The sequence below is a fragment of the Kitasatospora sp. NPDC101801 genome, assembly GCF_044766665.1.
Taxonomy (GTDB): domain Bacteria; phylum Actinomycetota; class Actinomycetes; order Streptomycetales; family Streptomycetaceae; genus Kitasatospora.
Genome location: NZ_JBIWML010000057.1, coordinates 3,010 through 26,341, shown reverse-complemented (window position 1 = coordinate 26,341; position 23,332 = coordinate 3,010). Strand labels below are relative to the sequence as shown.

Below are 23,332 nucleotides of genomic sequence, written 5' to 3'. Positions count from 1 at the left end.
TGCAGAACGTACGGTCCGCGCGGGCCACTGCCGGACGGTGGTGGCCCGCCGCGCTGTTCGGTGCCCTGTGCCTGGCCGCGCTGCTGGGCACCGGCCTCGGGGCCGGGCGGGCCGCGCTGGGCCTGCTGGCGGGCGGCTGGAGCCTCAGCCTGATCCCGATCCACAGCAGCCACCAGGGGGCCGCCCGGCCGGTCACCCGCGCAGCCGGAACCCCCGGGGCGTCGGATGGAAGCCCGCCTCCTCCAGCAGCGCCCCCAGCGGGGCCGTCAGCGCCGCTTCCCCGTTGACCCGCTCGACCGTGACGCTGCTGCCCAGCGCCCCGCCCCGGACGGCCGCCGCGAGCGCCGCCACCGCCACCGGCTGCTCGGACCAGGCCAGCAGCGACTTGCCGCCGCGCTCCACGTACAGCGCGGGCTCGCCGTCCACCAGCACCACCAGGGCGCCGGCCTTCCGGCCCGGCCGGTGCTGCTGGGCGGCCGGCGGCAGCTCGGGCCAGGGCAGCGCGGCCCCGTAGGCGTTCGCCGGGTCGGCCGCGGCCAGCACCAGGGTCTGGGCCGCCTCGGCGGCCGGTGCGGCCGCCCAGGCCCCCTCCGCGGCCCGCTCCAGCCGCCCGCTGACCGATCGCAGCCGGTCGGCGGCCCCGTCCATCGCGAACTGCGCCCCGCCCAGACCCTCCACGAAGTAGCCCCGGCGGGCCCGGCCGCGCTCCTCGAACGCGCTCAGCACCCGGTAGACCCCGGCGAAGCCGCCCGGCACCCGTTCGGCCGCGACCGCGCCCCTGGTCAGCACGCCGTGCCGGTCCAGCAGGGCCTGCGCCTGGGCGGCGCCCCGGACGGTCGGCTCGGTGGCCGGCTCCGGCAGCAGCGACCACCGCCCGACCACGGTCGGCGAGCCGGCCCGCACGGTGGGCCTGGTCATCCCGCCGTACCGGCCGCGCGGGGCGGCCCGGGGCGCCCGGTGCGCGGTGGCGCCGACCGTCCGGCCGGAGCCGAGCAGGGCGCGCAGCGGGGCGAGTGTGTCGTTGGTCACGTACCCGGCCCAGACCAAGTCCCAGAGCGCCTCGGTCAACTCGCTCTCCGGCACCTCGGGCAGCCGCTCCGTCAGCTGACGGAAGAACAGGCCGTAGCCGCCCGCCAGCGCCGCCAGCAGCGCGGTGTGCACGGGGGTGACGGCCGGCGGAACCGGCTCGGGCCGCAGCAGGTGGGCGGTCTCGGGCAGGTGCAGGCCGATCCAGCCGTCCTTGCCGGGCAGCGCGCCCGCGCCGGACCAGCCGATCTCCCCGGCCGCCGTCAGCTCGTCCAGCAGGGCGGGTGTGTAGTCGAGCAGCCGGGCGGGGAGCACCAGCTTCTCCAGTGCGGAGGCGGGCAGCGCGGTCCCCTGGAGCTGTTCGACCACCCGGAGCAGGCCGTCCGCGCCGCGCAGCCGGTGGCCCCCCAGGTGCTGCCACTGCGGCAGGAAGGCGGCCAGCGCGCGCGGCGGCACCGCCTCGACCTCCTGCCGGAGCGCGGCCAGCGAGCGGCGGCGGAGCCGGCGCAGCACCTCGGCGTCGCACCACTCGACCTGGCCGCTGTGCCCCTCGCCGGGCCGGAACTCGCCCTGTACCAGGCGCCCGGCGGCGGTCAGCCGGTGCAGGACGCCGGTGACCACGGCACCGCCCAGGCCGAACCGGGCGGCCGCCTCGGGTGCGGTGAACGGGCCGTGGGTGCGGGCGTACCGGGCCAGCAGATCGCCGAGCGGGTCCTTGACCGGCTCGGTGAACGCCTCCGGGACGCCGACCGGCAGCGGGGTGCCGAGCGCGTCCCGGAGCCGCCCGGCGTCCTCGATCGAGGCCCAGCGCTGCTCGCCGCCGATCCGGACCTCGATCACCCGGCGGGCCGCCCGGAGCTCGACCGCCCACTCCGGCGCGGCCCCACGGACCGTCAGCTCCTCGGTGCCGAGCGGCCCGAGCAGCCGCAGCGCGTCCGCGACCCCCTCGACGTCCTTGATCCGCCGCTCCGGGGTGAGCCGTTGCAGCTCCGCCTCCAGCTCGGCCAGCACCGCCGGGTCCAGCAGCTCGCGCAGCTCGGCCTGGCCGAGCAGCTCGGAGAGCAGCCGGGAGTCCAGCGCCAGGGCGGCGGCCCGGCGCTCGGCCAGCGGGGAGTCGCCCTCGTACAGGAACTGCGCCACGTAGCCGAACAGCAGCGAGCGGGCGAACGGCGAGGGCTCGGGAGTGGTGACCTCCACCAGCCGGACCGCGCGGGACTCCAGATCGCCCATCAGCTCGACCAGGCCGGGCACGTCGAAGACGTCCTGCAGGCACTCCCGGACGGCCTCCAGCACGATCGGGAACGAGCCGTACTCGCTCGCCACCTCCAGCAGCTGGGAGGCGCGCTGCCGCTGCTGCCAGAGCGGGGTGCGCTTGCCGGGGCTGCGGCGCGGCAGCAGCAGGGCCCGGCCCGCGCACTCGCGGAACCGGGCGGCGAACAGCGCGGAGCCGCCGACCTGGTCGGTCACCAGCTGCTCGATCTCGCCCTTGTCGAACAGCGCCGCGTCGGCGCCGACCGGGGCCTCCTCGGTGACCGGCCGGTCCGAGGGGAAGTCGAGGAGGTCGGCGTCGGGCAGGCGCAGCACGATGCCGTCGTCGGCGTGCATCACCTGCGGGTCCAGGCCGTGCTTCTCGCGCAGCCGGGCGCCGAGGGCCAGCGCCCAGGGGGCGTGCACCTGGGCGCCGAACGGGGAGTGGATGACGATCCGCCAGTCGCCCAGCTCGTCCCGGAACCGCTCGACCACGATGGTGCGGTCGTCCGGCAGGTGGCCGGTGGCGGTGCGCTGCTCGGCGAGGTAGGTGAGCAGGTTGCTCGCCGCCCAGTCGTCCAGGCCGGCCGACCGGAGCCGGTCGCCGGCCTGATCGGGCGTCAGGGCGCCCAGCTCGCGGACGAAGGCGCCGACCGCGCGGCCGAGCTCCAGCGGACGGCCCAGGCTGTCGCCCTTCCAGAACGGCAGCCGCCCGGGGACGCCGGGGGCGGGGGTGACCAGCACCCGGTCGTGGGTGATCTCCTGGATCCGCCAGGAGGTGGTGCCCAGGGTGAAGACGTCGCCGACCCGGGACTCGTAGACCATCTCCTCGTCCAGCTCGCCGACCCTCCCGCCGCCCTTCTTCGGGTCGGAGCCGACGATGAAGACGCCGAACAGGCCACGGTCCGGGATGGTGCCGCCCGAGGTGACCGCGAGCCGCTGGGCGCCGGGGCGGCCGGTGACGGTGCCGGCCACCCGGTCCCAGACCAGCCGGGGGCGCAACTCGGCGAAGGCGTCCGAGGGGTAACGGCCCGCCAGCATGTCCAGCACGCCGTCGAAGGCGGACTGCGGAAGGGTGGCGAACGGGGCGGCCCGGCGGACCAGGGTGAGCAGCTCGTCCACGTCCCAGGTGTCCAGCGCGGTGATCGCGACCAGCTGCTGGGCCAGCACGTCCAGCGGGTTGCGCGGCACCCGGAGCGCCTCGATGCCGCCCGAGCGCATCCGCTCGGTGACCACGGCGGCCTGCACCAGGTCGGCCCGGTACTTGGGGAACACCACGCCGGTGGAGACCGCGCCGACCTGGTGGCCGGCCCGGCCGACCCGCTGCAGGCCGGAGGCGACCGAGGGCGGCGACTCGACCTGGATCACCAAGTCCACCGCGCCCATGTCGATGCCCAGCTCCAGGCTGGAGGTGGCCACCACGGCGGGCAGCCGACCCGCCTTCAACTCCTCCTCCACCAGGGCGCGCTGCTCCTTGGAGACCGAGCCGTGGTGCGCCCGGGCGATCACGGCGGGCGCCCCGCCGGCCGCACCGGAGCCGCCCATCAGCTGGGCGGGGGAGAGCGCCTCGGGCAGCGCGGCGCCGGTGGCGCGCTCGTGCGCGATCTCGTTCAGCCGGTTGCAGAGCCGCTCGGCCAGCCGGCGGGAGTTGGCGAACACGATGGTCGACCGGTGCGCCTGCACCAGGTCGACGATCCGCTCCTCGACGTGCGGCCAGATCGACGCCTGCCGGGCCGGGTCGTCGGTGTCGTTCGGCAGCTCGTCCAGGTCGGCGACCGGGACCACCACCGAGAGGTCGAACCGCTTGTCGGCGGGCGGCTGGACCACCACCGCGCCGCGCTGCGGGCTCAGGTAGCGGGCCACCTCGTCCACCGGGCGGACGGTGGCGGACAGGCCGATCCGGCGGGCCGGGCGGTCCAGCAGCTCGTCCAGCCGCTCCAGGCTGAGCGCCAGGTGGGCGCCGCGCTTCGTCCCGGCGACCGCGTGCACCTCGTCCAGGATCACCGTGTCGACGCCGCGCAGCGCGTCCCGGGCGGCGGAGGTGAGCAGCAGGAAGAGCGACTCGGGGGTGGTGATCAGGATGTCCGGCGGATGGGTGGCGAACCGGCGGCGGTCGGCGGCCGGGGTGTCGCCCGAGCGGATGCCGACCTGGACGTCCGGCTCCGGCAGGCCGAGCCGGACGGCCGCCTGGCGCAGCCCGGCCAGCGGGGCCCGCAGGTTGCGCTCGACGTCGACCGCCAGCGCCTTGATCGGCGAGATGTAGAGCACCCGGCAGCGGCGCTTCGGGTCGGCCGGCGGCGGGGTGTGGCTGAGCCTGTCGAGCGCGGAGAGGAAGGCGGCCAGTGTCTTGCCGGAGCCGGTGGGGGCCACCACCAGGACGTCCGTCCCCCGGTCGATCGCCGCCCAGGCCCGGGCCTGGGCGGCCGTCGGGGTGCTGAACGCCCCGGTGAACCACGCCTTGGTCGCCGGAGCGAATCCGTCCAGCGAATCCGCCAGGTCACCAGCTGCCGTCAGCTCACGTTCCGCCATCCCCCCATGGTGCCCGTCCGCACCGACAGTCCGGGCCTGCCGCCTCCGCTGCCCGTCTGCCCTAGCCAGATCAGGCAGGCCCGAAAATCCGCTCATATGGTGATGTATCGGACCCGTGATCATGGCGGGCGCACCGACGAGTGGAGGTCGCGCGATGGAACGGCTGGGTCTCGCCGTGCGGATGGGACTGGGCGACGCGACGCGGCCGGGACGACCGGGAGTGCGCAAGGTCCGGGTCCGGGTCCTGCTCGGGGTCCTGATGGTGGCGCTGCTGATCGGTGGCGCGGTGCCGTACGTGGCCGGTCCCGGGCGCTCGTACCTGAGCTACCTGGTGCTGGCGGAGCGTCCGGACGCCGATGGCTCCGCCACCGCCGCCCGGCAGGTCAGGGCGGCCGGCGGCCGGGTGGTCCAGGAGTACCCGCAGATCGGCGTGGTGCTGGCCTACGCCACCGGCGACTTCGCCGGCCGGCTGCGCGGCCACCCCGGGATAGCGGCCGTCGGCGCCAGCCGGACCACCGGCGTACCGGGCCCGCCCGGGGCGCTGGCCGGCGCGGGCGACTTCCGAGACACCCGGGGCGACGCCCTGGAGAGCGGCGATGACGCCGAGTCGCTCACCCCCGACCCGGCCGAGTCCGCCGACTGGAACCTGGCGATGATCGGCGCCACCGGCCGGTCCACCCGGCCGGCCGGGCCGCTGCCCGCCGCGCTGTTGCGGACGACCGGTGCGGCCCCCTCCGAGGAGGCGCTCCGGCAGGTGCTGGTCGCGGTCCTGGACTCCGGCGTGGACGACACCCACCCCGACCTCCGTTCGGCGGTCGACCCCCGGGCCTCGGTCTCCTGCGCCGACGGCCGCCCGGACGCCCGGTACGGCTCCTGGCGCCCCGACCGGGGCGTCACCGAGAGCGGCCACGGCACCCACGTCGCCGGGATCGTCGGCGCGGCCAGGGACGGCCGGGGCGTCACCGGCGTCGCGCCGGGCGTCCGGATCGCCGCCGTCCGGCTGCTCGGCCCGCTCGGGCAGTACTACACCGAGAACATCGTCTGCGGCATGCTCTGGGCCGCCGACCACGGCGCCAAGGCGATCAACGACAGTTACTTCGCCGACCCCTGGAAGTACAACTGCCCCGACGATCCGGACCAGGCCGCACTGGCCCAGGCCGTCGGCCGCGCCGTCGGCTACGCGCAGCGGCAGGGCGCGGTGGTGGTCGCCTCGGCCGGCAACGACGGGCAGGACCTCGGCGCGGTCCGCCGCGACCAGCGCAGCCCCAACGACCGGCTGACCGGGCCCGCCCAGAACCGGCTGCTCGGCACCGAGTGCATCCGGCTGCCCGGCGAGCTGCCCGGCGTCCTGACGGTCAGTGCCCTCGACCGCTACGGCCTGCCCACCGCCTACAGCAACTACGGGCGGGGCCGGATCTCGATCGCCGCACCCGGCGGCGAACCCGAGGGCGGGCCGGCCGGCGCGGTGGTCTCCGACTGGCCCGGCGGCCAGTACGCCGCCCTGGCCGGCACCTCGATGGCGGCCGCCCACGTGACCGGCGCGGTCGCGGTGGCGGCGGCCGGCCACCCCGACTGGCGGCCCGACCGGCTGGTCGCGCTGCTCGCCGACGCAGCGGGGACCAACTGCCCGTACGGGGCGGGGGCCTGCGTCGAGCGCCAGTTCTTCGGCTCGGGAGTCCTGGCCCTGCCCGCTTCCGGCTAGCCGGGGCCGCTGGGGGCAGGCGCTCAGCGGTCTACTACCCAGGGGCTCGGGGAACTGCGAGGAGATCTGGCGTGCGGGTCACTGCGAAAGTGCCTGACCATTTACGCGACGATCACCTTGCAAGGGTCGGCGTCGCAGTTCCCCGAGCCCCTGATGGCTGAGCCCGCAGCACAGTGGCCCGAGCCCCTGGCGCCGTACGGGCTGAGCACCTGCTCGTGGAGCGGTTCGGGATACTTGGGGGCATGAGGCTGACCGAGTTCTGGCGACGGATGTACGAGCACTTCGGCGAGGCGTATGCGGAGTCGTTCGCCGCCGACCACCTGATGTCCGAGCTGGGCGGGCGGACGGTTCGTCAGGCGCTGGAGGCCGGTTGGGAGGCGAAGGAGGTCTGGCGGGTGGTCTGCCAGACCCAGGGGGTGTCGTCGATTCTGCGCTGAGCTTCGGGTAAGACTGAGTGGGTGGCCAGTAGCGCTGAACCTCAGAATCCCGAACGTCCGTCCGATCCGCCCACGACCGAGACCGCGAGAATGGCCGCCAGAGGCGACTCCCTCTGGGGGCAGGGGATGCCGAAGTGGCTGCCCCGGGCGATGGTGCTGGCGCTGCTGCTGGTCGGTGCGTTCCAGCTGGTGGACTGGGCGTTCCGGCAGCTGATCGACCTGCTGGTGATGCTGCTGGTGGCGTTCTTCCTGTCGCTGGCGATGGAGCCGGCCGTGGACCGGATGGCCGCCCGGGGCGTACGCCGGGGGCTCGGGACGTTTCTGGTGTTCATCGGTCTCGCCGTCGCCATCGCCGGGTTCCTCACCGCGCTCGGCACCCTGCTGGTGGACCAGGTGGCGAAGATCGCGGGTGATCTGCCGCACCTGGTGGACAACCTGATCACCTGGATCAACACGACGTTCCATCAGAACCTCTCGCTGGACCAACTCCAGGAGAAGCTGCTCAAGGACTCCGGCAACATCGAGAAGTACGCCCAACAGGCGGCCGACAACGTCTGGGGCGTCTCCAGCACCCTGATCGGCGGGCTGTTCCAGGCCTTCACGGTCGGCCTGTTCACCTTCTACTTCACCGCCGACGGGCCCCGGGTGCGGCGTACGGTCTGCTCGCTGCTGCCGCCGGCGAAGCAGGCCGAGGTGCTCCGGGCCTGGGAGATCGCGCTGGCCAAGACGGGTGGCTACCTGTACTCCCGGGCGCTGCTGGCGATCGCCTCGACCCTCGCGCACTGGATCATGTTCAGTGTGCTCGGCCTGCCGTACGCGGCCGCGCTGGCGGTCTGGGTCGGCGTCATGTCGCAGTTCGTGCCGACCATCGGGACGTACCTGGCGGGGGCGCTGCCGGTCCTGGTGGCGCTGACCGTGGAGCCGACCGACGCGCTCTGGGTGCTGGTGTTCGTGACCGTCTACCAGCAGATCGAGAACTACCTGCTGCACCCGAGGATCACCGCGAAGACGGTGGACGTGCACCCGGCGGTGGCCTTCGGGTCGGTGATCGCGGGGGCGGCGCTGCTCGGCGCGGTGGGTGCGCTGATCGCGATCCCGGCGGCTGCCACCCTGCAGGGCTTCGTCGGGACGTACGTCCGCCGGTACGAGGTGGCCACCGACCCCCGGATCGACCGGGGTGCGGACCGCAAGGGGCGCCGGGAGCGCCGTCGGCAGGCGGCCCGCAGGCTGCGGCGGATGGTGCGCGGCTCGGACCGGCACGATCAGGACGACAGCTGAGCGGCCCGGCCGGGCGAGGGAACACACGGGCGGTCATCCCTGACGGGGTGACCGCCCGTGTCGTCGCTGCGGGCAGGTGCCGGGCATCTCGTTCAGGCTCTTGATGGGGTCCGGGCCCGGGCCATCGGCTCCGGCGGTGGGTCGGTCGGCTTGAATCGAACTGATGTTCCCTATACTGGCTCACGGCGAGTTTTCCACAGGCGCGACCCATTCGGGGTGGATTGTCAGTGGGACGCGCTAGCGTCGAGCACGATGAAGCGCACAGGACAGAACCCGAGGGTGGAACCCATGGCAGGTACGGACCGCGAGAAGGCCCTTGAGACCGCACTCGCCCAAATCGAGCGGCAGTTCGGCAAGGGCTCGGTGATGCGCCTCGGTGAGAAGGCCAACGAGCCGATCGAGGTGATCCCGACCGGCTCCACCGCGCTGGACGTCGCACTCGGCGTCGGCGGGCTGCCGCGTGGCCGCGTGATCGAGATCTACGGCCCGGAGTCCTCCGGCAAGACCACGCTGACCCTGCACGCGGCGGCCAGCGCCCAGAAGCTCGGCGGCACGGTGGCGTTCGTGGACGCCGAGCACGCCCTCGACCCGGAGTACGCCAAGAAGCTCGGCGTGGACACCGACGCCCTGCTGGTCAGCCAGCCGGACACGGGTGAGCAGGCCCTCGAGATCACCGACATGCTGATCCGCTCCGGCGCGGTCGACCTGATCATCATCGACTCGGTCGCGGCGCTCGTGCCGCGCGCCGAGATCGAGGGCGAGATGGGCGACTCGCACGTCGGTCTGCAGGCCCGGCTGATGAGCCAGGCCCTGCGCAAGATCGCCGGTGCGCTCAACCAGTCGAACACCACCGCGATCTTCATCAACCAGCTCCGCGAGAAGATCGGCGTGATGTTCGGCTCGCCCGAGACCACCACCGGTGGCCGCGCGCTGAAGTTCTACGCCTCCGTCCGGCTGGACATCCGCCGGATCGAGACCCTGAAGGACGGCACCGAGGCGGTCGGCAACCGCACCCGCGTCAAGGTGGTCAAGAACAAGGTCGCCGCCCCGTTCAAGCAGGCCGAGTTCGACATCCTCTACGGCCACGGCATCAGCTGGGAGGGCGGCCTGATCGACATGGGTGTCGAGCACGGCTTCGTCCGCAAGGCCGGCGCCTGGTACACCTACGAGGGCGACCAGCTCGGCCAGGGCAAGGAGAACGCGCGGAACTTCCTGCGCGACAACCCGCAGCTGGCGGAGGAGATCGAGCTGAAGATCAAGCAGAAGCTCGGCATCGGTCCGAAGGTCGCCGACGCGGCGGCCCCGGCGGTCGAGGGCGCCGAAGCCGTCGCCGGCCCGGACGAGGAGGTCAAGCCGGCCGCCAAGACCGCGGCCGCGAAGAAGGCCGCGGCGGCGAAGAGTTGAGCCGACGTTGACGCACGAGAGCGACGCCCCGGTGCCTGGTTCGGACGAGCCCGGCACCGAGGCGTTTCCGGGTCTGCTGCGGGCCTCCGACCTGACCGGCGGCCGCCGGCGCCGCCGGACGGCGCTGGAGCCCGACCGGGCCGGCGGGCCGCCGGTGGAGCTGGCACCCGAGCCGCCCGCGTCACCCGGGTCGCCGAGGCCCGGGCGGGAGCCCAAGCGGAAGCGGGCAGAGCCGCCGACCGACCCGGCGGGCCGGGCCAGGGACATCTGCCTGCGCCTGCTGACCGGCACCGCGAAGACCCGCAAGCAGCTGGCCGACGCGCTGCGTAAGAAGGAGATCCCTGACGAGGTCGCGGCCGAGGTGCTGGACCGCTACGAGGAGGTCGGGCTGATCGACGACGGGGCGTTCGCGGCGGCCTGGGTCGAGTCCCGGCATGCCGTGCGCGGGCTCGGGCGCCGGGCACTGGCCCAGGAGCTGCGGCAGCGCGGGGTGGCCGGCGAGCTGGTCGAGCGCGCGCTGGAGCAGGTCGACACCGAGGACGAGGAGGAGGCCGCCCGCGAGCTGGTCCGACGCAAGCTGCGGACGGTGCGGGCGCTCGACCCGCAGGTCAGGACGCGGCGGCTGGTCGGCATGCTGGCCCGGCGGGGTTACTCCGAGGGCCTGGCGTTCCGAGCGGTGAAGGACGTTCTGGCAGAGGAGGACTGATGGACTTTCAGTGTTCGGACGTGATGGATCACCGACACATCTTGACCGTTTCGTGACCCACGCTTAGCCTCACAGAAATATGTGCTGAGCAGGACGGAGCGGTGCCCGATGTGGATCGCAATGGGGTGCGTCGGGGCGTTGCTGCTGCTGGGCTGGGCGGTGTTCCGCTGGGTGCGGGTCACCGAGCGGAGGGCCGCCGGCGCGGTGGAGTTCGTCGAGGCCGAGGCGGCCCGGCGGCGGGCCGAGCTGGATCGGCGTGAGGCCGCCGTCGCGGAGCTGGAGGCCGGGCACCACCGCGAGCTGGAGCGCCTGGCCGGTCTGACGACGATCCAGGCCAAGGCGGAGGTGCTCCGGGCCGCCGAGGCACTGGCCCGCCGGGAGGCGGCCGTCACCGTCCGGGAGATCGAGCGACAGGCACACGAGGACGGCGAGGCCCGGGCCCGCGAGATCGTCGCGGGCGCGGTGCAGCGGCTGGCCAGTGAGCAGACCGCGGAGACCGTGGTCTCGGTCTTCCCGCTGCCCAGTGAGGAGTTGAAGGGCCGGATCATCGGCAAGGAGGGCCGCAACATCCGCGCCTTCGAGGCCGTCACCGGCGTCAACCTGGTGGTGGACGAGACCCCGGGCGTGGTCCAGCTCTCCTGTTTCGACCCGGTGCGCCGGGAGGCGGCCCGGCTCACCCTGGAGGTCCTGGTCTCGGACGGCCGGATCCAGCCGGCCCGGATCGAGACGGTGCACGCGCGCAGTCTGCGCGAGGTCGAGCGGCTCTGCACCAGGGCCGGCGAGGACGCGCTGCTCGCCGCCGGGGTGGGCGGGATGGAGCCGGAGCTGACCCGGATGCTGGGGCGGCTGCGGTACCGGACCTCGTACGGGCAGAACGTGCTCGGGCACCTGGTGGAGAGCGCCAACCTGGGCGGGCTGATGGCGGCCGAGCTGGGCGCGGACGCGGTACTGGTGCGGCGGGCCGCCCTGCTGCACGACATCGGCAAGGCGCTGAGCCACGAGGTGCCGGGCAGTCACGCGGCGGTCGGGGCCGAGCACGCCCGGCGCTGGGGCGAGTCGGCGGAGGTGGTGCACGCGATAGCCGCGCACCACGGCGAGATCGAGCCGCAGACGGTGGAGGCGGTGCTGACCCAGGCCGCCGACGCCTGCTCGGGCGGGCGGCCCGGGGCGAGGAAGGAGTCGGTCGAGGTGCACGTCCGGCGGCTGGAGCGGCTGGAGGAGATCGCCCGGGAGTTCGAGGGCGTGGCCAAGGTGTACGCGATGCAGGCCGGCCGCGAGGTCCGGGTGATGGTCCAGCCCGAGCTGGTCGACGACCTCGGCGCCCAGGTGATCGCCCGCGAGGTGGCCAGGCGGGTAGCCGATGAGCTCACCTTCCCGGGCCGGATCCGGATCACCGTGGTCCGGGAGAGCCGCGCTGTGGAGTTCGCCTGCTAGAGCGGCTCCGGAGCTTTCAGGCGCTGACCAGCCCGGCCTCGTAAGCGATGATCACCAGCTGGACCCGGTCGCGCGCGTCCAGCTTGGCCAGCAGCCGGGACAGGTAGGTCTTCACGGTGGCGATGCTGAGGTTGAGCTGCTCGGCGATCTCGGTGTTGGACCGGCCGCCGCCGACCAGGACGAGCACCTCGCGCTCGCGGTCGGTGATGCCGCTGACGGTCCGTCGGGCCGAGCCCGCGGCGGGACGGTCGGCGAACTCGGTGATCAGGCGGCGGGTGACGCCCGGGGCGATCAGGGCGTCCCCGGCGGCGACCACCCGGACGGCGGCGAGGATCTCCTCCAGCGCCATGTCCTTGACCAGGAACCCGGCCGCTCCGGCCCGCAGCGCCCCGTAGACGTAGTCGTCCTCGTCGAAGGTGGTCAGCACGATCACCTGGCTGGGGCCGCCGCCGGCGGTGATCTGCCGGGTGGCCTCGATGCCGTCCAAGCCCGGCATCCGGATGTCCATCACCACCACGTCCGGCGCCAGCTCGGCGGTCAGGCGGACGGCCTCGGTGCCCGTCCCGGCCTCGCCGACCAGCTCCAGGTCGTCGGCGTCGGTGATCACCATCCGGAGGGCAGCGCGTACCAGTGGCTGGTCGTCGGCGAGTAGGACACGGATGGTCATCTTGCTCCTGTCAGGGCGGGGATCGGCAGCCGGGCGGTGACCCGGAAGCCGCCGTCGGGGTGGGCTCCGGCGGTGAAGTCGCCGTGCAGCAGGGCGGTCCGCTCGCGCATGCCGAGCAGGCCGTAGCCGGAGTCGGGGCGGCGGCCGGGGCCGCGCCCGCGGTCGGTGACCTCGACGGCCAGCTCCCGCTCCCGGTGCTCGACGGTCACCGTGCAGCTGTCGGTACCGGCGTGCTTGACCACGTTGGTGACCGCCTCCTGGATGATCCGGTAGGCGGCGGCGTCGAGTTCGGGTGGCAGCGGGTGCGGCTCGCCCAGCTGCCGGAGCTCGACCCGGACGCCGGCGGCCGTGGTGGTGGCGGCCAGCCGGTCGAGATCGGCCAGGCCGGGCCCGGGGTCGAGCGGGGCGGGGCCGGCCGGCTCGCCCTGGCGTAGCGCTCCGAGCATCCGGCGCAGCCCGGCCAGGGTCTCCCGGCCGGTGGTCTCGATGGTGCCCAACGCATCCCGGGCGGCGGTCGGCTGACTGTCGATCACCCGCTTCGCCGCACCCGCCTGCAGGGCGATGATGCCGATGCTGTGCGCCACCATGTCGTGCAGCTCGCGGGCGATCCGGAGCCGCTCGGTGGTGATCGCCTGTGCCTCGGTCTGGGCCCTGACCCGGTCGGCGTACGTCCGGGACTGGTGCACCGAGTTGCCCAGCAGCCAGGCGATCGGGACGGTCAGGGCGACCGTCAGCTCGGTCGAGGTGCCGACGGCCCAGCCCGCCGCCAGCCGGAAGGACACGTACCCGGCCAGGACGCCGAGCGCCAGGCCGGCGGCGGTGAGCGAGGTCCGCCGGGGGCGGCCGGCCGCGACGAAGTAGAGCGCGAGGTCGACCGCCAGGTACTGCGGCAGCGGGATCTCCCCGGCGCCCAGCGGCGTGGTCCCGACCACGGCGGCGGTGAGCAGCAGGGTGGTCGCGGCCAGGGGCCGGCGGCGCAGCAGTCGGGCGCCGGCCAGGGTGAGCAGGCCGGCCAGGCCGATCGTCGTCAGCCCGTCCCAGCGCTGGATCAGCACCCCGGGCGGGACCGCCGCCGTGCCCTCGCCGGGCAGCCGCAGCCGGACCAGGAAGGTGAGCACCGTCCCGGCGCACCAGGCCAGCAGCGTCCAGCTGCCCGGCGTTATCCGCTTGAGCAGGGGGAGTTGTGGCGTCTCGGACATGCGGCCGATGCTACCGACAAGATCGTTACCGGACATCAGCCCTGGGTTGTACGCCGCTGGTCGACAGTCCGCGGCCGAAGTGTCAGCGCCGGTCCGATGCCCGGCCCGGGGGCTGCCCGCCAGTGTTGGCCCCGTGATCGAAGCCCTTGAACTGACGAAGCGTTACGGCAGCACCACGGCCGTCCGGAACCTGACCTTCACCGTGCGGCCCGGACGGGTCACCGGTTTCCTCGGCCCGAACGGGGCCGGCAAGAGCACCACCCTGCGGATGATCCTCGGCCTGCACACCCCCAGCTCCGGGACGGTCACGGTCGACGGCCGTCCGTTCCGGGAGCACGCCAGGGGCCTGCGCCACCTCGGTGCGCTGCTGGACGCCGGCGACGTGCACGGCGGCCGGAGCGCCCGGTCCCACCTGGCCGCGCTGGCCCGCGGCAACGGCATCCCGCGCGGCCGGGTGGACCAGGTGCTGGCCGAGGTCGGCCTGGCCGGTGCGGCGAAGCGCCGGATCGGCGGGTACTCGCTCGGGATGCGCCAGCGGCTGGGCATCGCCGGTGCGTTGCTCGGCGACCCGCCGGTGCTGATCTTCGACGAGCCGCTGAACGGCCTCGACCCGGAGGGCGTGCTCTGGGTGCGCGGGCTGTTCCGGCGGCTCGCCGCCGAGGGCCGCACGGTCTTCGTCTCCAGCCACCTGATGACCGAGATGGAGCACACCGCCGACGACCTGGTGGTGGTCGGCCGGGGCGAGCTGATCGCGGCCGAGAGCCTGGCCGCCTTCGCGGCCAGGAGCGGCAGCAGCGTGACCGTGCGGACCCCGGCGGCCGAGCCGCTGGCCCGGCTGCTGACCGGGCACGGTGCGCAGGTGCGGCCGACCGGCGAGCTGCTGGAGGTGACCGGGATGGCAGCCGCCCGGATCGGCGAACTCGCGCTCGCCGAGCGGCTGCCGCTGCACGAACTGACCCCCAGGACGGCCTCGCTGGAGGCCGCCTTCATGGAGCTGACCGCCGACCGCGCCGACTACCACGCAGGAGCGACCCGATGACCCCCACCGCCCACCGGGCCCGGTTCACCGATCTGATCGCCGCCGAGTGGATCAAGTTCTGGTCGCTGCGGTCGACCCGCTGGTCCCTGCTGGCCGGGGCCCTGGCCGTGCTCGGCATCAACGTGGGCACGGCGTACGACCACTACAAGTACTGGGACCAGTACGACCCGGCCACCACAGCCTCCTTCCTGCAGAACGACATCGGACTGGCGGACGCCTTCACCGGGAACGCGAGCATGGCCCTGGTGCTCGTCCTCGGCGCGATCGGCGCCGTGGCGGTCACCGGGGAGTACGGCTCCGGGTCGATCCGGACCACCTTCGCGGCTGTCCCGGCCCGGCGGTCGGTGCTGGCGGCCAAGGCGCTCGTGGTCACGGCGGTCACCGCCGTCTTCGGGACGGTCCTCGCACTGGTCTCGTTCCTGCTCACCCAGGCGGTGCTGGACGGCCGGGGCGCCGGGCTGGCGCTCGATCACCCCGGCGCGCTGCGGGTGGTGCTGGCCTCCGGGCTGCTGGCGCCGGTGGCCGCGCTGGTCGGCATGGCGCTGGGGGCGGTGGCGCGGCACAGTGCCGCGTCGGTGGTCGCCGCCACCGGGCTGCTGCTGATGGTGCCGCTGTTCCTGACCGAGGACCGCTACCTGACCGCCGTGCTCCGGCACGCCCAGCCCTTCACGGCCTGGCAGCGGCTGGTGGACAACGGCCGGTTCGGCCAGGTCGCCCACCCGTGGACCGTGGAGGGCGCCTGGCTGGTCTACCTGGTCTGGGCGCTGTCGGCGGCCGCCCTGGCCGTCGCTGCGGTGCACCGTCGCGACCAGTGACGGACCGTCAGGCGCCCGGCCCGGGGCTGGTGATCGGCGCCGGGCCGCCGCGGGCGTGCTGGGCCAGGGCCTGGAGCGCCTCGGGTTCGGCCCCGTGGGTGGAGCCGACCAGGTGGCCGTCGGGGCGGATCAGCAGGACGGTGTGCGGGTCGGCCGCCGGGTACCGCTCGGTGACCAGCACCTCGGTTGGGATCGGCAGGGCGGCGGCCAGCGTGGTCAGCCGGGGCATCAGGCCGGCCGACAGCCAGTGCTGGGAGGACCAGACCGTGGTGCCGGGGGCGACCAGCAGCAGCAGGAAGCCGGCCCCGAGCCGGGCGTGCAGCCGGTCGGTGCTGCCGTCGGTGGTGGTCACCGGCAGGTCGGGAGCGAGCACCCCGGGGGCGGTCGGCGGGAGCAGCTCGGTCAGCGAGGTGCCCCGGCCGCCGCGCTGCGGCGGGACCCGGCCGGGGATGCCGGACGGGGCCTCGGGGTAGGCGGGCGCACCGCCGAACCGGCCGGTGCCGAGCTGACCGTCCGCCAGCAGCGGGGCGTGCTTGCGGAACGAGCCGGTGAGCAGCGAGCGCCGGGTCTGCTGCCAGCCGCGCAGCGGCCGGAGCAGCGGCATCGCCTGGTCGACGGCGCGCAGCCGGGCGCCGACCGCACCGCGCCGTTCGGTCTCGTAGCCGTCCAGCAGGGTGGAGCCGGAGTGCAGGTGCCAGGCCAGCGCGAGCCGCCAGGACAGGTTGTCGGCGTCCCGCAGGCCGTCGGCGAGGTTCTGCATGCCGAGCGCGCCGTGCAGGTGGGCGGCGTCGCCGGCCAGGAAGCAGCGGCCGACCCGGAACCGGGCGGCCAGCCGCTGCTGGGCGGTGTGGTCGGCGGCGGCCAGCAGTTCGTACGGGGGGAGGTCGCCGCACCAGCCGGTGAGGGTGGCCTTCACCCGGGCCAGCAGGGTGTCGCCGGTGACGATGCCGGGCCAGGTGGCGTGCGGGTCGACCGGGGCGGTGGGGGCCGGGCGGCCTGGCGGCAGCCGCCAGTCCAGCCGCCAGAGCCCGTCCGGCAGCGGCCGGGCGGACGCCTCGCGGTCGCCCCGCCACGGGGGTTCGCGGTGCAGCCGGGCCTCGCCCGCGAACGGCAGGTCCACCCGGAGGGTGGCCACCGCGTGCCGGTCGACGGCGGGGCGGCCGGGGAAGCGCACCTTGAGCAGTTTGCGGACCGTCGACCGGGCGCCGTCGCAGCCGACCAGATGACTTCCGCGCCACCAGGTGACGGCGTTGGTCTGTGAGTTGACGGTCCGTGCGCTGACGCCGTCCTTGTCCTGCTCCAGCTCGACCACCCGGGTGAGCGGGCTGAGCTGGATCAGCGGGGTGGCGGTGACCGCGTCCCGCAGGCCACGGTGCAGCCGGTGCTGGGGCAGATGGGTGATCCCGTCCAGCGGCATCCGGAGCACCTCGGAGCGGCGGCGCCAGATCGTGAACGCGTCCCAGGCCGCCGCGTCGGAGGCGGCCCGCTGGTAGCCGAGCCTGGTCAGGAAGGCGGTGCCGTCCCGGGTGAGCACGACGCTGCGGGGGCCCTCGGAACAGACCCCCGCGCCTTCGTCCAGGACGATGCTCGGCACGTCCTGCCTGGCCAGGGCCAGGGCCAGGGCCAGGCCGACCGGCCCCGCCCCGACGATGATCACCGGGTCCACGGCGGGACCTCGCGCATGCTCGGAGGAGCCGAAAGGGCGGCGGAGCCCGACCGCATATCCGGCCCGGGCATGCGGCCCGGATATGCAGTCAGGCTCTCAGAGGTCCCGGGTGGTGTCACGAAGAGCAATGCAACAGATCACCTGGGTGTCCGTCAAGCAGCGGCAGGTGTGCGCCGGTTCGCGCCGCGGCGGCTCCGGCCCTCGATCCACTTGGCCAGCGCCGTGAGCAGGAGGCAGAGCGTGATGTACATCGCGCCGATGATGATGGTGACCGGGATGTACGGGTAGCCGTCCGGGGTGGCCGTGTTGCTGGCGATCAGCTTCCCGACGTAGAGCAGCTCGGGGTAGGTGATGATCAGGCCGAGCGAGGTGTCCTTGAGGGTGACCACCAGCTGGCCGATGATGGCCGGCAGCATCGAGCGGACCGCCTGCGGGACCAGGATCGTCAGCATCACCTGGGTCTTGCGCAGGCCGAGCGCGTACGCGGCCTCGCCCTGGCCGCGCGGCACGGCGTTGATGCCGGAGCGGATGATCTCGGCCTGGACCGAGCCGTTGTACAGGGTCAGCCCGATCACCAGGCCCCAGAACGGGGAGGTGGTGAAGAGCGACTGGTACAGCGCGAAGATCATGATCAGCAGCGGCATGGCCCGGAAGAACTCGACCACCGCGCCGCACACCGCGCGGACCGGCTTGTGGTCGGAGAGCCGGCCCGCCGCGAACAGCGCGCCGAAGACCAGCGAGAGCACGGCCGCGGTGGCGAACGCCTTCAGGGTGGCGACCAGGCCGTCGGCCAGCTTCTGCTGGACCGCCTTGTACTGGAACGGGTCCCACATCGCGGCGGTGAACTGGTTGGCCTCGTCCAGGCTCCGGTAGACGTACCAGAGCAGGCCGAGCAGGCCGATCCCGGCCAGCACGCCGAGCACCAGGTTGCGGGCCCGGGCCCGGGGGCCGGGGACGTCGTAGAGGACGCTGCTGCCGCTCATCGGGCCACCGCCAGTCGGGTTTCGAGGAAGCGGAAGGTCAGGGCGACGCAGGTGCTCACCAGGAGGTAGGCGAGCGCCACCCAGAAGAAGATCAGGTAGATGCCGTACCCGAGGTCGGTCAGGGTCTGCTGGAAGTGGTACAGCTCCGAGACGCTGAACGCACCGGCGACCGCCGAGTTCCGGGGGAGCGCGATGAACACGCTGCTCATCGGGCCCAGCACGGTCCGCCCCGCCTGCGGCAGCACCACCTGGGTCAGGGTCTGACCGAAGGTCATCCCCAGACTCCGGGCCGCCTCGGCCTGGCCGACCGGAACGGTGTTGATGCCCGCGCGCAGCACCTCGCAGACGAACGAGGAGGTGTACACGGACAGGGCTATGACGGCGAACGTGAAGTTGTCGAAGTGCACGCTCAGGCGCGGGAGTCCGAAGACCACCGCGAAGAAGAGCACGGTCAGCGGGGTGTTCCGGAAGGTGTTCACCCACACGGTGCCGAAGAGCCGCAGCACCGGGATCGGGGAGACCCGGAAGGCCGCCAGCAGGGTGCCCAGCAGCAGGGCGAACAGCGCACTCAGCGCGCTGAGTTCGACCGTCTGCAGGAAGCCGTCCCGGAACAGCGCCAAGTTGCCGTTCTCGAACAGTGTGCCCATGCCGGCGGCCCTCCTTTCGTTACTGGACGGGTCAGTTGGTCAGGGCCGGGATCTCCGGAGCCGCAGCGCCCGAGAGACCGAGGGTGGCGTCGTACGCCTTCTTCCAGTCACCGTTGTCCTCGTGCGCCTTCAGCGCGGCGGCGACGGCGGTCTGGAAGGCCGCGTCCTCCTTCAGGAGGCCGACGCCGTAGGGCTCCTTGGAGAAGGTCTTGCCGACCACCTTGAGCTTGCCGGCGTTCTTCGCGGCGAAGCCCTTGAGGATCGCGTCGTCGGTGGTGACCGCGTCGATCTCGCCGGTGAGCAGCTTGTCCACGCACTGGGCGTAGGTGTCGTACTGGGTGACCGGCATGACCGGGGTGAACTCCTCGATCTTCTTCACCGAGGTGGAGCCGGTCGCGGAGCAGACCTTCTTGCCCTTGACCGACTCGGGGCCGGTGTACTCGGCCTTGTCCTTGAGCACCAGCAGGTCCTGGCCGGCCACGTAGTACGGGCCGGCGAAGGAGACCTTCTGCTTGCGGGCGTCGTTGATGGTGTAGGTGCCGACGTAGTAGTCGATCTGACCGCCCATCAGCGCGGTCTCCCGGTTCGCCGAGACGATCGTCTTGAACTCGATCTTGTCCGGGCCGAAGCCGAGGTCGGCCGCGATCATCTTGGCGATCTCGATGTCGAAGCCCTCGCGGGTGCTGGTGGTGACGTTCTCGAAGCCCAGGAACGGCTGGTCGGCCTTGGCGCCGACGATCAGCTTGCCGCGCTTCTTGGCCTCGTCGAAGGTCTTCGAGCCCGTCACCTTTGCGTCGGTCTTCACCGTGTAGGTCGGCAGCTTGGCGGTGGAGTCGGAAGCGGCCGGGGCGGCCTCCTTGCCACAGGCCGCGACGGCGGTCAGGGCGAGCACGGACATGGCGGCAGCGATGGTACGACGAGTCCTCATGGAGGGAGCTCTCCTCTGGAGTGGCCACGGGGTGTCCGGGCGCGGGGAGTTCAGGACATGACAGAAGGCTGACGGTAGGTCAGCGCGGGCCTCAGTGGTGCAGGATCTTCGAAAGGAAGTCCTTGGCACGGTCGCTGCGGGGCGCGGTGAAGAACGCCTCGGGGGTGTTCTCCTCGACGATCCGGCCGTCGGCCATGAAGAGCACGCGGTTGGCGGCGGAGCGGGCGAAGCCCATCTCGTGGGTGACCACGACCATGGTCATCCCCTCGGCGGCCAGGCTGCGCATGACCTCCAGCACCTCGTTGATCATCTCCGGGTCGAGCGCCGAGGTGGGCTCGTCGAAGAGCATCACCTTCGGGTTCATCGCCAGCGCGCGGGCGATCGCCACCCGCTGCTGCTGGCCGCCGGAGAGCTGGGCCGGGTACTTGGCCGCGTGCGCGGCCAGTCCGACCCGCTCCAGCAGTGTGTGTGCGGTCTTCTCGGCCTCGGCGCGGGCGACCTTGCGCACCTTCACCTGGCCGAGCACCACGTTCTCCAGCACGGTCTTGTGCGCGAAGAGGTTGAAGCTCTGGAACACCATGCCGACCTCGGCCCGCAGCTTCGCCAGCTGCTTGCCCTCGGCGGGCAGCGGGCGGCCGTCGATCGTGATCGCGCCCGAGTCGATGGTCTCCAGCCGGTTGATGGTCCGGCACAGCGTCGACTTGCCGGAGCCGGACGGGCCGATCAGGACCACGACCTCGCCCTCGTGGATCTCCAGGTCGATGTCCTGGAGCACGTGCAGGGCACCGAAATGCTTGTTCACACCGCTCAGCACCACCAGCGGAGCGGTGGTGGAGTCACTGACGGTGGTTTCGGTCATCGCGCCTGGCTCCCTCGTGGGCGAACCCCGGAGGTTGGTCCTCACAGGGGCGGTGCTGGTGCCGGGGGCTGTTCGCCGGCGGAGCTCGCAGCCCCCGGTTGGGCCGACCTTAGGGCGCTGACCATGCCACGTCAGCCGATCTGAGCGTTACTTGAGCATCACGATCCGGCCACGCTCCGTGGCCGACCGGTCCGGCCGTGACAGACGGAGCGGACTGGACAATACTCCGCAGGGATCGGACACCGAACGGAGGCCCAGGATGCGACTGCTGCTCGTCGAGGACGACGAACGGGTGGCCGCCGCGCTGGTCGCGGTGCTCGGCCGGCACGGCTTCCAGGTCAGGCACGCCCGCAGCGGGCACGAGGCGCTGGACGCGCTGGTGCCGGACGGCAGCGACCCGTACCGGGTGGTGCTGCTCGACCTCGGCCTGCCCGACCGGGACGGCTTCGAGGTGTGCAGCCGGATCCGCGCGCACAGCGGCGTCCCGGTGATCATGGTGACCGCGCGGGCCGACATCAGGAGCCGCATCCACGGCCTCAACCTCGGCGCCGACGACTACGTGACCAAGCCCTACGACATGGGCGAGCTGCTCGCCCGGATCCACGCGGTGGCCCGCCGCGGCCTGGCCACCGAGCCGGCCGAGCCGGTCAGCCAGGGCGGGCCGCTGGAGGCCCGCGGCATCGTGATCGACCGCGAACGCCGCCGGGTCAGCGTGCAGGGGCGCGACGTCCCGCTCACCCGCAAGGAGTTCGACCTGCTGGCACTGCTCGCGCAGAGCCCCGGCGTGGTGTACCGGCGGGAGCAGATCTTCAGCGAGGTCTGGCGCTCCGGCTGGGAGGGCAACGGCCGGACCCTGGAGGTGCACATCGGTTCGCTGCGCACCAAGCTCGCGCTCCCCGGCCTGGTCGAGGCCGTCCGAGGGGTCGGCTACCGACTGATCCCCGAGCAGCCGGCCGGCTGATCCCCCGTGCGCACCCGTCTGCTCGGCATCCTGCTCTCCCTGATGACCGCTGTCCTGGCCGCCCTCGGAGTGCCGTTGGCGGCCGCGATGGCCGCCGCCGAGCAGAGCAAGGTGGTGGTCGACCGGATGGACGACGCCGCCCGGTTCGCCCAGAGCCTGCCCACCCAGGGCCGCCCGACCGCGGGCACCGCCGTCAAGGGCGACCCGAACCCGGTGGACGGCGACGGCGGCCGGCTGCACGCCCTGGTCGGCGAGGTGCAGCGCTACCACGAGCTGTACGGCATCCGGGTCGGCATCTTCCACCGGGACGGCAGCGCGGTCGCGGTCGCCCCCACGGACTGGCAGGTTCCCTCCGACGGGTCCGCCGCCCAGGCGTTCCAGGAGGCGATGGACGGCCGCCGCAGCCAGAACCCGCCGCAGGCCTGGCCCTGGACCCCTGACCGCACCCTCACCGTGGCCGCCCCGGTGGTCCGGGACGGCGACGTGATCGCGGTGGTGATCACCGAGTCGCCCACCGGGCCGCTGCGGTCCCGGATCGTCTACCGCTGGCTCGGCATCGGCGCGGGCGAGTCGCTGGCCATGATCGCGGCCGTGCTGCTCTCGATGCGGCTGACCGGCTGGGTGCTGCGCCCGGTCCGCACCCTGGACCGGGCCACCCACGACATCGCCACCGGCCGGATGAACGCCCGGGTCGCCCCCAGCAGCGGACCGCCCGAGCTCCGGCGGCTGGCCCGGTCGTTCAACGACATGGCGGACAACGTGCTGATCGCCCTGGACCAGCAGCGGGCCTTCGTCGCGGACGCCTCGCACCAGCTCCGCAACCCGCTGGCCGCCCTGCTGCTCCGGGTCGAGCTGCTCGGCCTCGAACTCCCCGAGGGCCACGACGCGGAGCTCGGCGCCGTCCGGGAGGAGGGGGTCCGGCTGGCCCGGGTGCTCGACGACCTGCTCGGCCTGGCCACCGCCGAGCACGCCCGCCCCGAGCCGGAACGGGTCGACCTGGCCGACCTGGCGCTGGCCCGGATCGACGCCTGGCGGCCGGTCGCCGACCAGCGCGGCATCCGGCTCGACTGGGAGGGCCCGGCGATCGCGGTCGGGCTGGCCGATCCGATCGGGTTCGGCAGCGCGCTCGACGCGGTGCTCGACAACGCGCTCAAGTTCACCCCGAGCGGCGAGGTCGTCCGGCTCGGCGTCCAGCGCGGCAAGCGCGAGGTCACCCTGACCGTCTCCGACGCCGGCCCCGGCCTCACCGAGGAGGAACTGGCCCGGATCGGCGACCGCTTCTGGCGCAGCCCCCGCCACCAGAACGTCGACGGCTCCGGCCTCGGCCTCTCCATCGCCCGCACCCTCCTGCTGGCCGGCGGCGGCTCCCTCGAGTTCGCCCCGGTCACCCCGACGGGCCTCTCGGTCCACCTGACGGTCCCTCGGCCACGCTGAGCCTGCCGCAGCCGCTCCAGATCTACGGCCCAGGGGCTCGGGGCGCCGCCGACCTTTGGCTGGTGGCTCAGCACAGCAGGGGCTCGGGGCTCTGCTGGTGTGCGGCTTCGCCGCGTGGGCGCCGCCGACCTTTGGCTGGTGGCTCAGCACAGCAGGGGCTCGGGGAGCTGCTGGTGTGCGGCTTCGCCGCGTGGGCGCCGCCGACCTTTGGCTGGTGGCTCAGCACAGCAGGGGCTCGGGGCTCTGCTGGTGTGCGGCTTCGCCGCGTGGGCGACGCCGACCTTTGGCTGGTGGCTCAGCACAGCAGGGGCTCGGGGCTCTGCTGGTGTGCGGCTTCGCCGCGTGGGCGCCGCCGACCTTTGGCTGGTGG

Annotated in this window: 18 protein-coding genes; 10 read left to right on the top strand and 8 right to left on the bottom strand. The window is 73.4% G+C overall.

What is annotated here, in order from left to right; all coding sequences use genetic code 11:
- Positions 1-192: 192 nt before the first annotated feature.
- Positions 193-4,803: an ATP-dependent helicase gene (locus tag ACIRPK_RS34445; RefSeq protein WP_403046246.1), complete on the bottom strand. Its 4,611-nt coding sequence runs from the start codon at positions 4,801-4,803 to the stop codon at positions 193-195.
- A gap of 154 nt (positions 4,804-4,957) precedes the next feature.
- Between ACIRPK_RS34445 and ACIRPK_RS34440 the strand changes: the two genes are divergently transcribed.
- The 6 genes from ACIRPK_RS34440 to rny all read left to right on the top strand — a co-directional run bounded on the left by ACIRPK_RS34440 (position 4,958) and on the right by rny (position 11,764).
- A complete protein-coding gene (locus tag ACIRPK_RS34440) occupies positions 4,958-6,505 on the top strand; it encodes a S8 family peptidase (RefSeq protein WP_403046244.1) in 1,548 nt (515 codons plus the stop codon).
- Between the two features lie 242 nt (positions 6,506-6,747).
- Positions 6,748-6,942: a DUF3046 domain-containing protein gene (locus ACIRPK_RS34435; RefSeq protein WP_403046241.1), complete on the top strand. Its 195-nt coding sequence runs from the start codon at positions 6,748-6,750 to the stop codon at positions 6,940-6,942.
- 90 nt (positions 6,943-7,032) lie between these two features.
- A complete protein-coding gene (locus tag ACIRPK_RS34430; RefSeq protein WP_403046238.1) occupies positions 7,033-8,220 on the top strand; it encodes an AI-2E family transporter in 1,188 nt (395 codons plus the stop codon).
- A 288-nt stretch (positions 8,221-8,508) separates the two neighbouring features.
- Positions 8,509-9,624: a recombinase RecA gene (recA, locus tag ACIRPK_RS34425; RefSeq protein ID WP_403046235.1), complete on the top strand. Its 1,116-nt coding sequence runs from the start codon at positions 8,509-8,511 to the stop codon at positions 9,622-9,624.
- Between the two features lie 7 nt (positions 9,625-9,631).
- Positions 9,632-10,330 carry a regulatory protein RecX gene (locus ACIRPK_RS34420; RefSeq protein WP_403046233.1) on the top strand — a complete coding sequence of 233 codons (699 nt, stop codon included), beginning with the start codon at positions 9,632-9,634 and terminating at the stop codon, positions 10,328-10,330.
- Positions 10,331-10,438: 108 nt separating this feature from the next.
- A complete protein-coding gene (rny, locus tag ACIRPK_RS34415; protein ID WP_403046231.1) occupies positions 10,439-11,764 on the top strand; it encodes a ribonuclease Y in 1,326 nt (441 codons plus the stop codon).
- Positions 11,765-11,780: 16 nt separating this feature from the next.
- Here rny and ACIRPK_RS34410 read toward each other — a convergent pair whose 3' ends face one another.
- Both ACIRPK_RS34410 and ACIRPK_RS34405 read right to left on the bottom strand, forming a co-directional pair.
- Positions 11,781-12,431 (bottom strand): response regulator, encoded by a 651-nt coding sequence (locus ACIRPK_RS34410; protein ID WP_403046228.1) that lies wholly within the window; start codon positions 12,429-12,431, stop codon positions 11,781-11,783.
- On the bottom strand, positions 12,428-13,630 hold the full coding sequence (locus ACIRPK_RS34405) for a sensor histidine kinase (RefSeq protein ID WP_403046225.1): 1,203 nt from the start codon (positions 13,628-13,630) through the stop codon (positions 12,428-12,430). Before ACIRPK_RS34405 ends, ACIRPK_RS34410 begins: the two co-directional genes overlap by 4 nt.
- 133 nt (positions 13,631-13,763) lie before the next feature.
- Between ACIRPK_RS34405 and ACIRPK_RS34400 the strand changes: the two genes are divergently transcribed.
- Entirely contained in the window at positions 13,764-14,669 is a 906-nt protein-coding gene (locus ACIRPK_RS34400) for an ATP-binding cassette domain-containing protein (protein WP_403046222.1), read from the top strand.
- Positions 14,666-15,484 carry an ABC transporter permease subunit gene (locus ACIRPK_RS34395; protein ID WP_403046220.1) on the top strand — a complete coding sequence of 273 codons (819 nt, stop codon included), beginning with the start codon at positions 14,666-14,668 and terminating at the stop codon, positions 15,482-15,484. Before ACIRPK_RS34400 ends, ACIRPK_RS34395 begins: the two co-directional genes overlap by 4 nt.
- A gap of 7 nt (positions 15,485-15,491) precedes the next feature.
- Here ACIRPK_RS34395 and ACIRPK_RS34390 read toward each other — a convergent pair whose 3' ends face one another.
- The 5 genes from ACIRPK_RS34390 to ACIRPK_RS34370 form a co-directional block, all read right to left on the bottom strand.
- Positions 15,492-17,150 carry an FAD-dependent monooxygenase gene (locus ACIRPK_RS34390; protein WP_403046217.1) on the bottom strand — a complete coding sequence of 553 codons (1,659 nt, stop codon included), beginning with the start codon at positions 17,148-17,150 and terminating at the stop codon, positions 15,492-15,494.
- 152 nt (positions 17,151-17,302) lie between these two features.
- Entirely contained in the window at positions 17,303-18,133 is an 831-nt protein-coding gene (locus ACIRPK_RS34385; RefSeq protein WP_403046214.1) for an amino acid ABC transporter permease, read from the bottom strand.
- Positions 18,130-18,780 carry an amino acid ABC transporter permease gene (locus tag ACIRPK_RS34380; protein WP_403046212.1) on the bottom strand — a complete coding sequence of 217 codons (651 nt, stop codon included), beginning with the start codon at positions 18,778-18,780 and terminating at the stop codon, positions 18,130-18,132. The genes ACIRPK_RS34385 and ACIRPK_RS34380 overlap by 4 nt, the downstream gene beginning before the upstream one ends.
- 31 nt (positions 18,781-18,811) lie before the next feature.
- Positions 18,812-19,708 (bottom strand): glutamate ABC transporter substrate-binding protein, encoded by an 897-nt coding sequence (locus tag ACIRPK_RS34375; protein ID WP_403046209.1) that lies wholly within the window; start codon positions 19,706-19,708, stop codon positions 18,812-18,814.
- Between the two features lie 91 nt (positions 19,709-19,799).
- Entirely contained in the window at positions 19,800-20,567 is a 768-nt protein-coding gene (locus tag ACIRPK_RS34370; protein ID WP_403046207.1) for an amino acid ABC transporter ATP-binding protein, read from the bottom strand.
- A gap of 259 nt (positions 20,568-20,826) precedes the next feature.
- Between ACIRPK_RS34370 and ACIRPK_RS34365 the strand changes: the two genes are divergently transcribed.
- Positions 20,827-21,528 (top strand): response regulator transcription factor, encoded by a 702-nt coding sequence (locus tag ACIRPK_RS34365; protein ID WP_403046205.1) that lies wholly within the window; start codon positions 20,827-20,829, stop codon positions 21,526-21,528.
- 6 nt (positions 21,529-21,534) lie between these two features.
- Positions 21,535-22,962 carry a sensor histidine kinase gene (locus ACIRPK_RS34360; protein WP_403046202.1) on the top strand — a complete coding sequence of 476 codons (1,428 nt, stop codon included), beginning with the start codon at positions 21,535-21,537 and terminating at the stop codon, positions 22,960-22,962.
- The last annotated feature ends 370 nt before the right edge of the window (positions 22,963-23,332 follow it).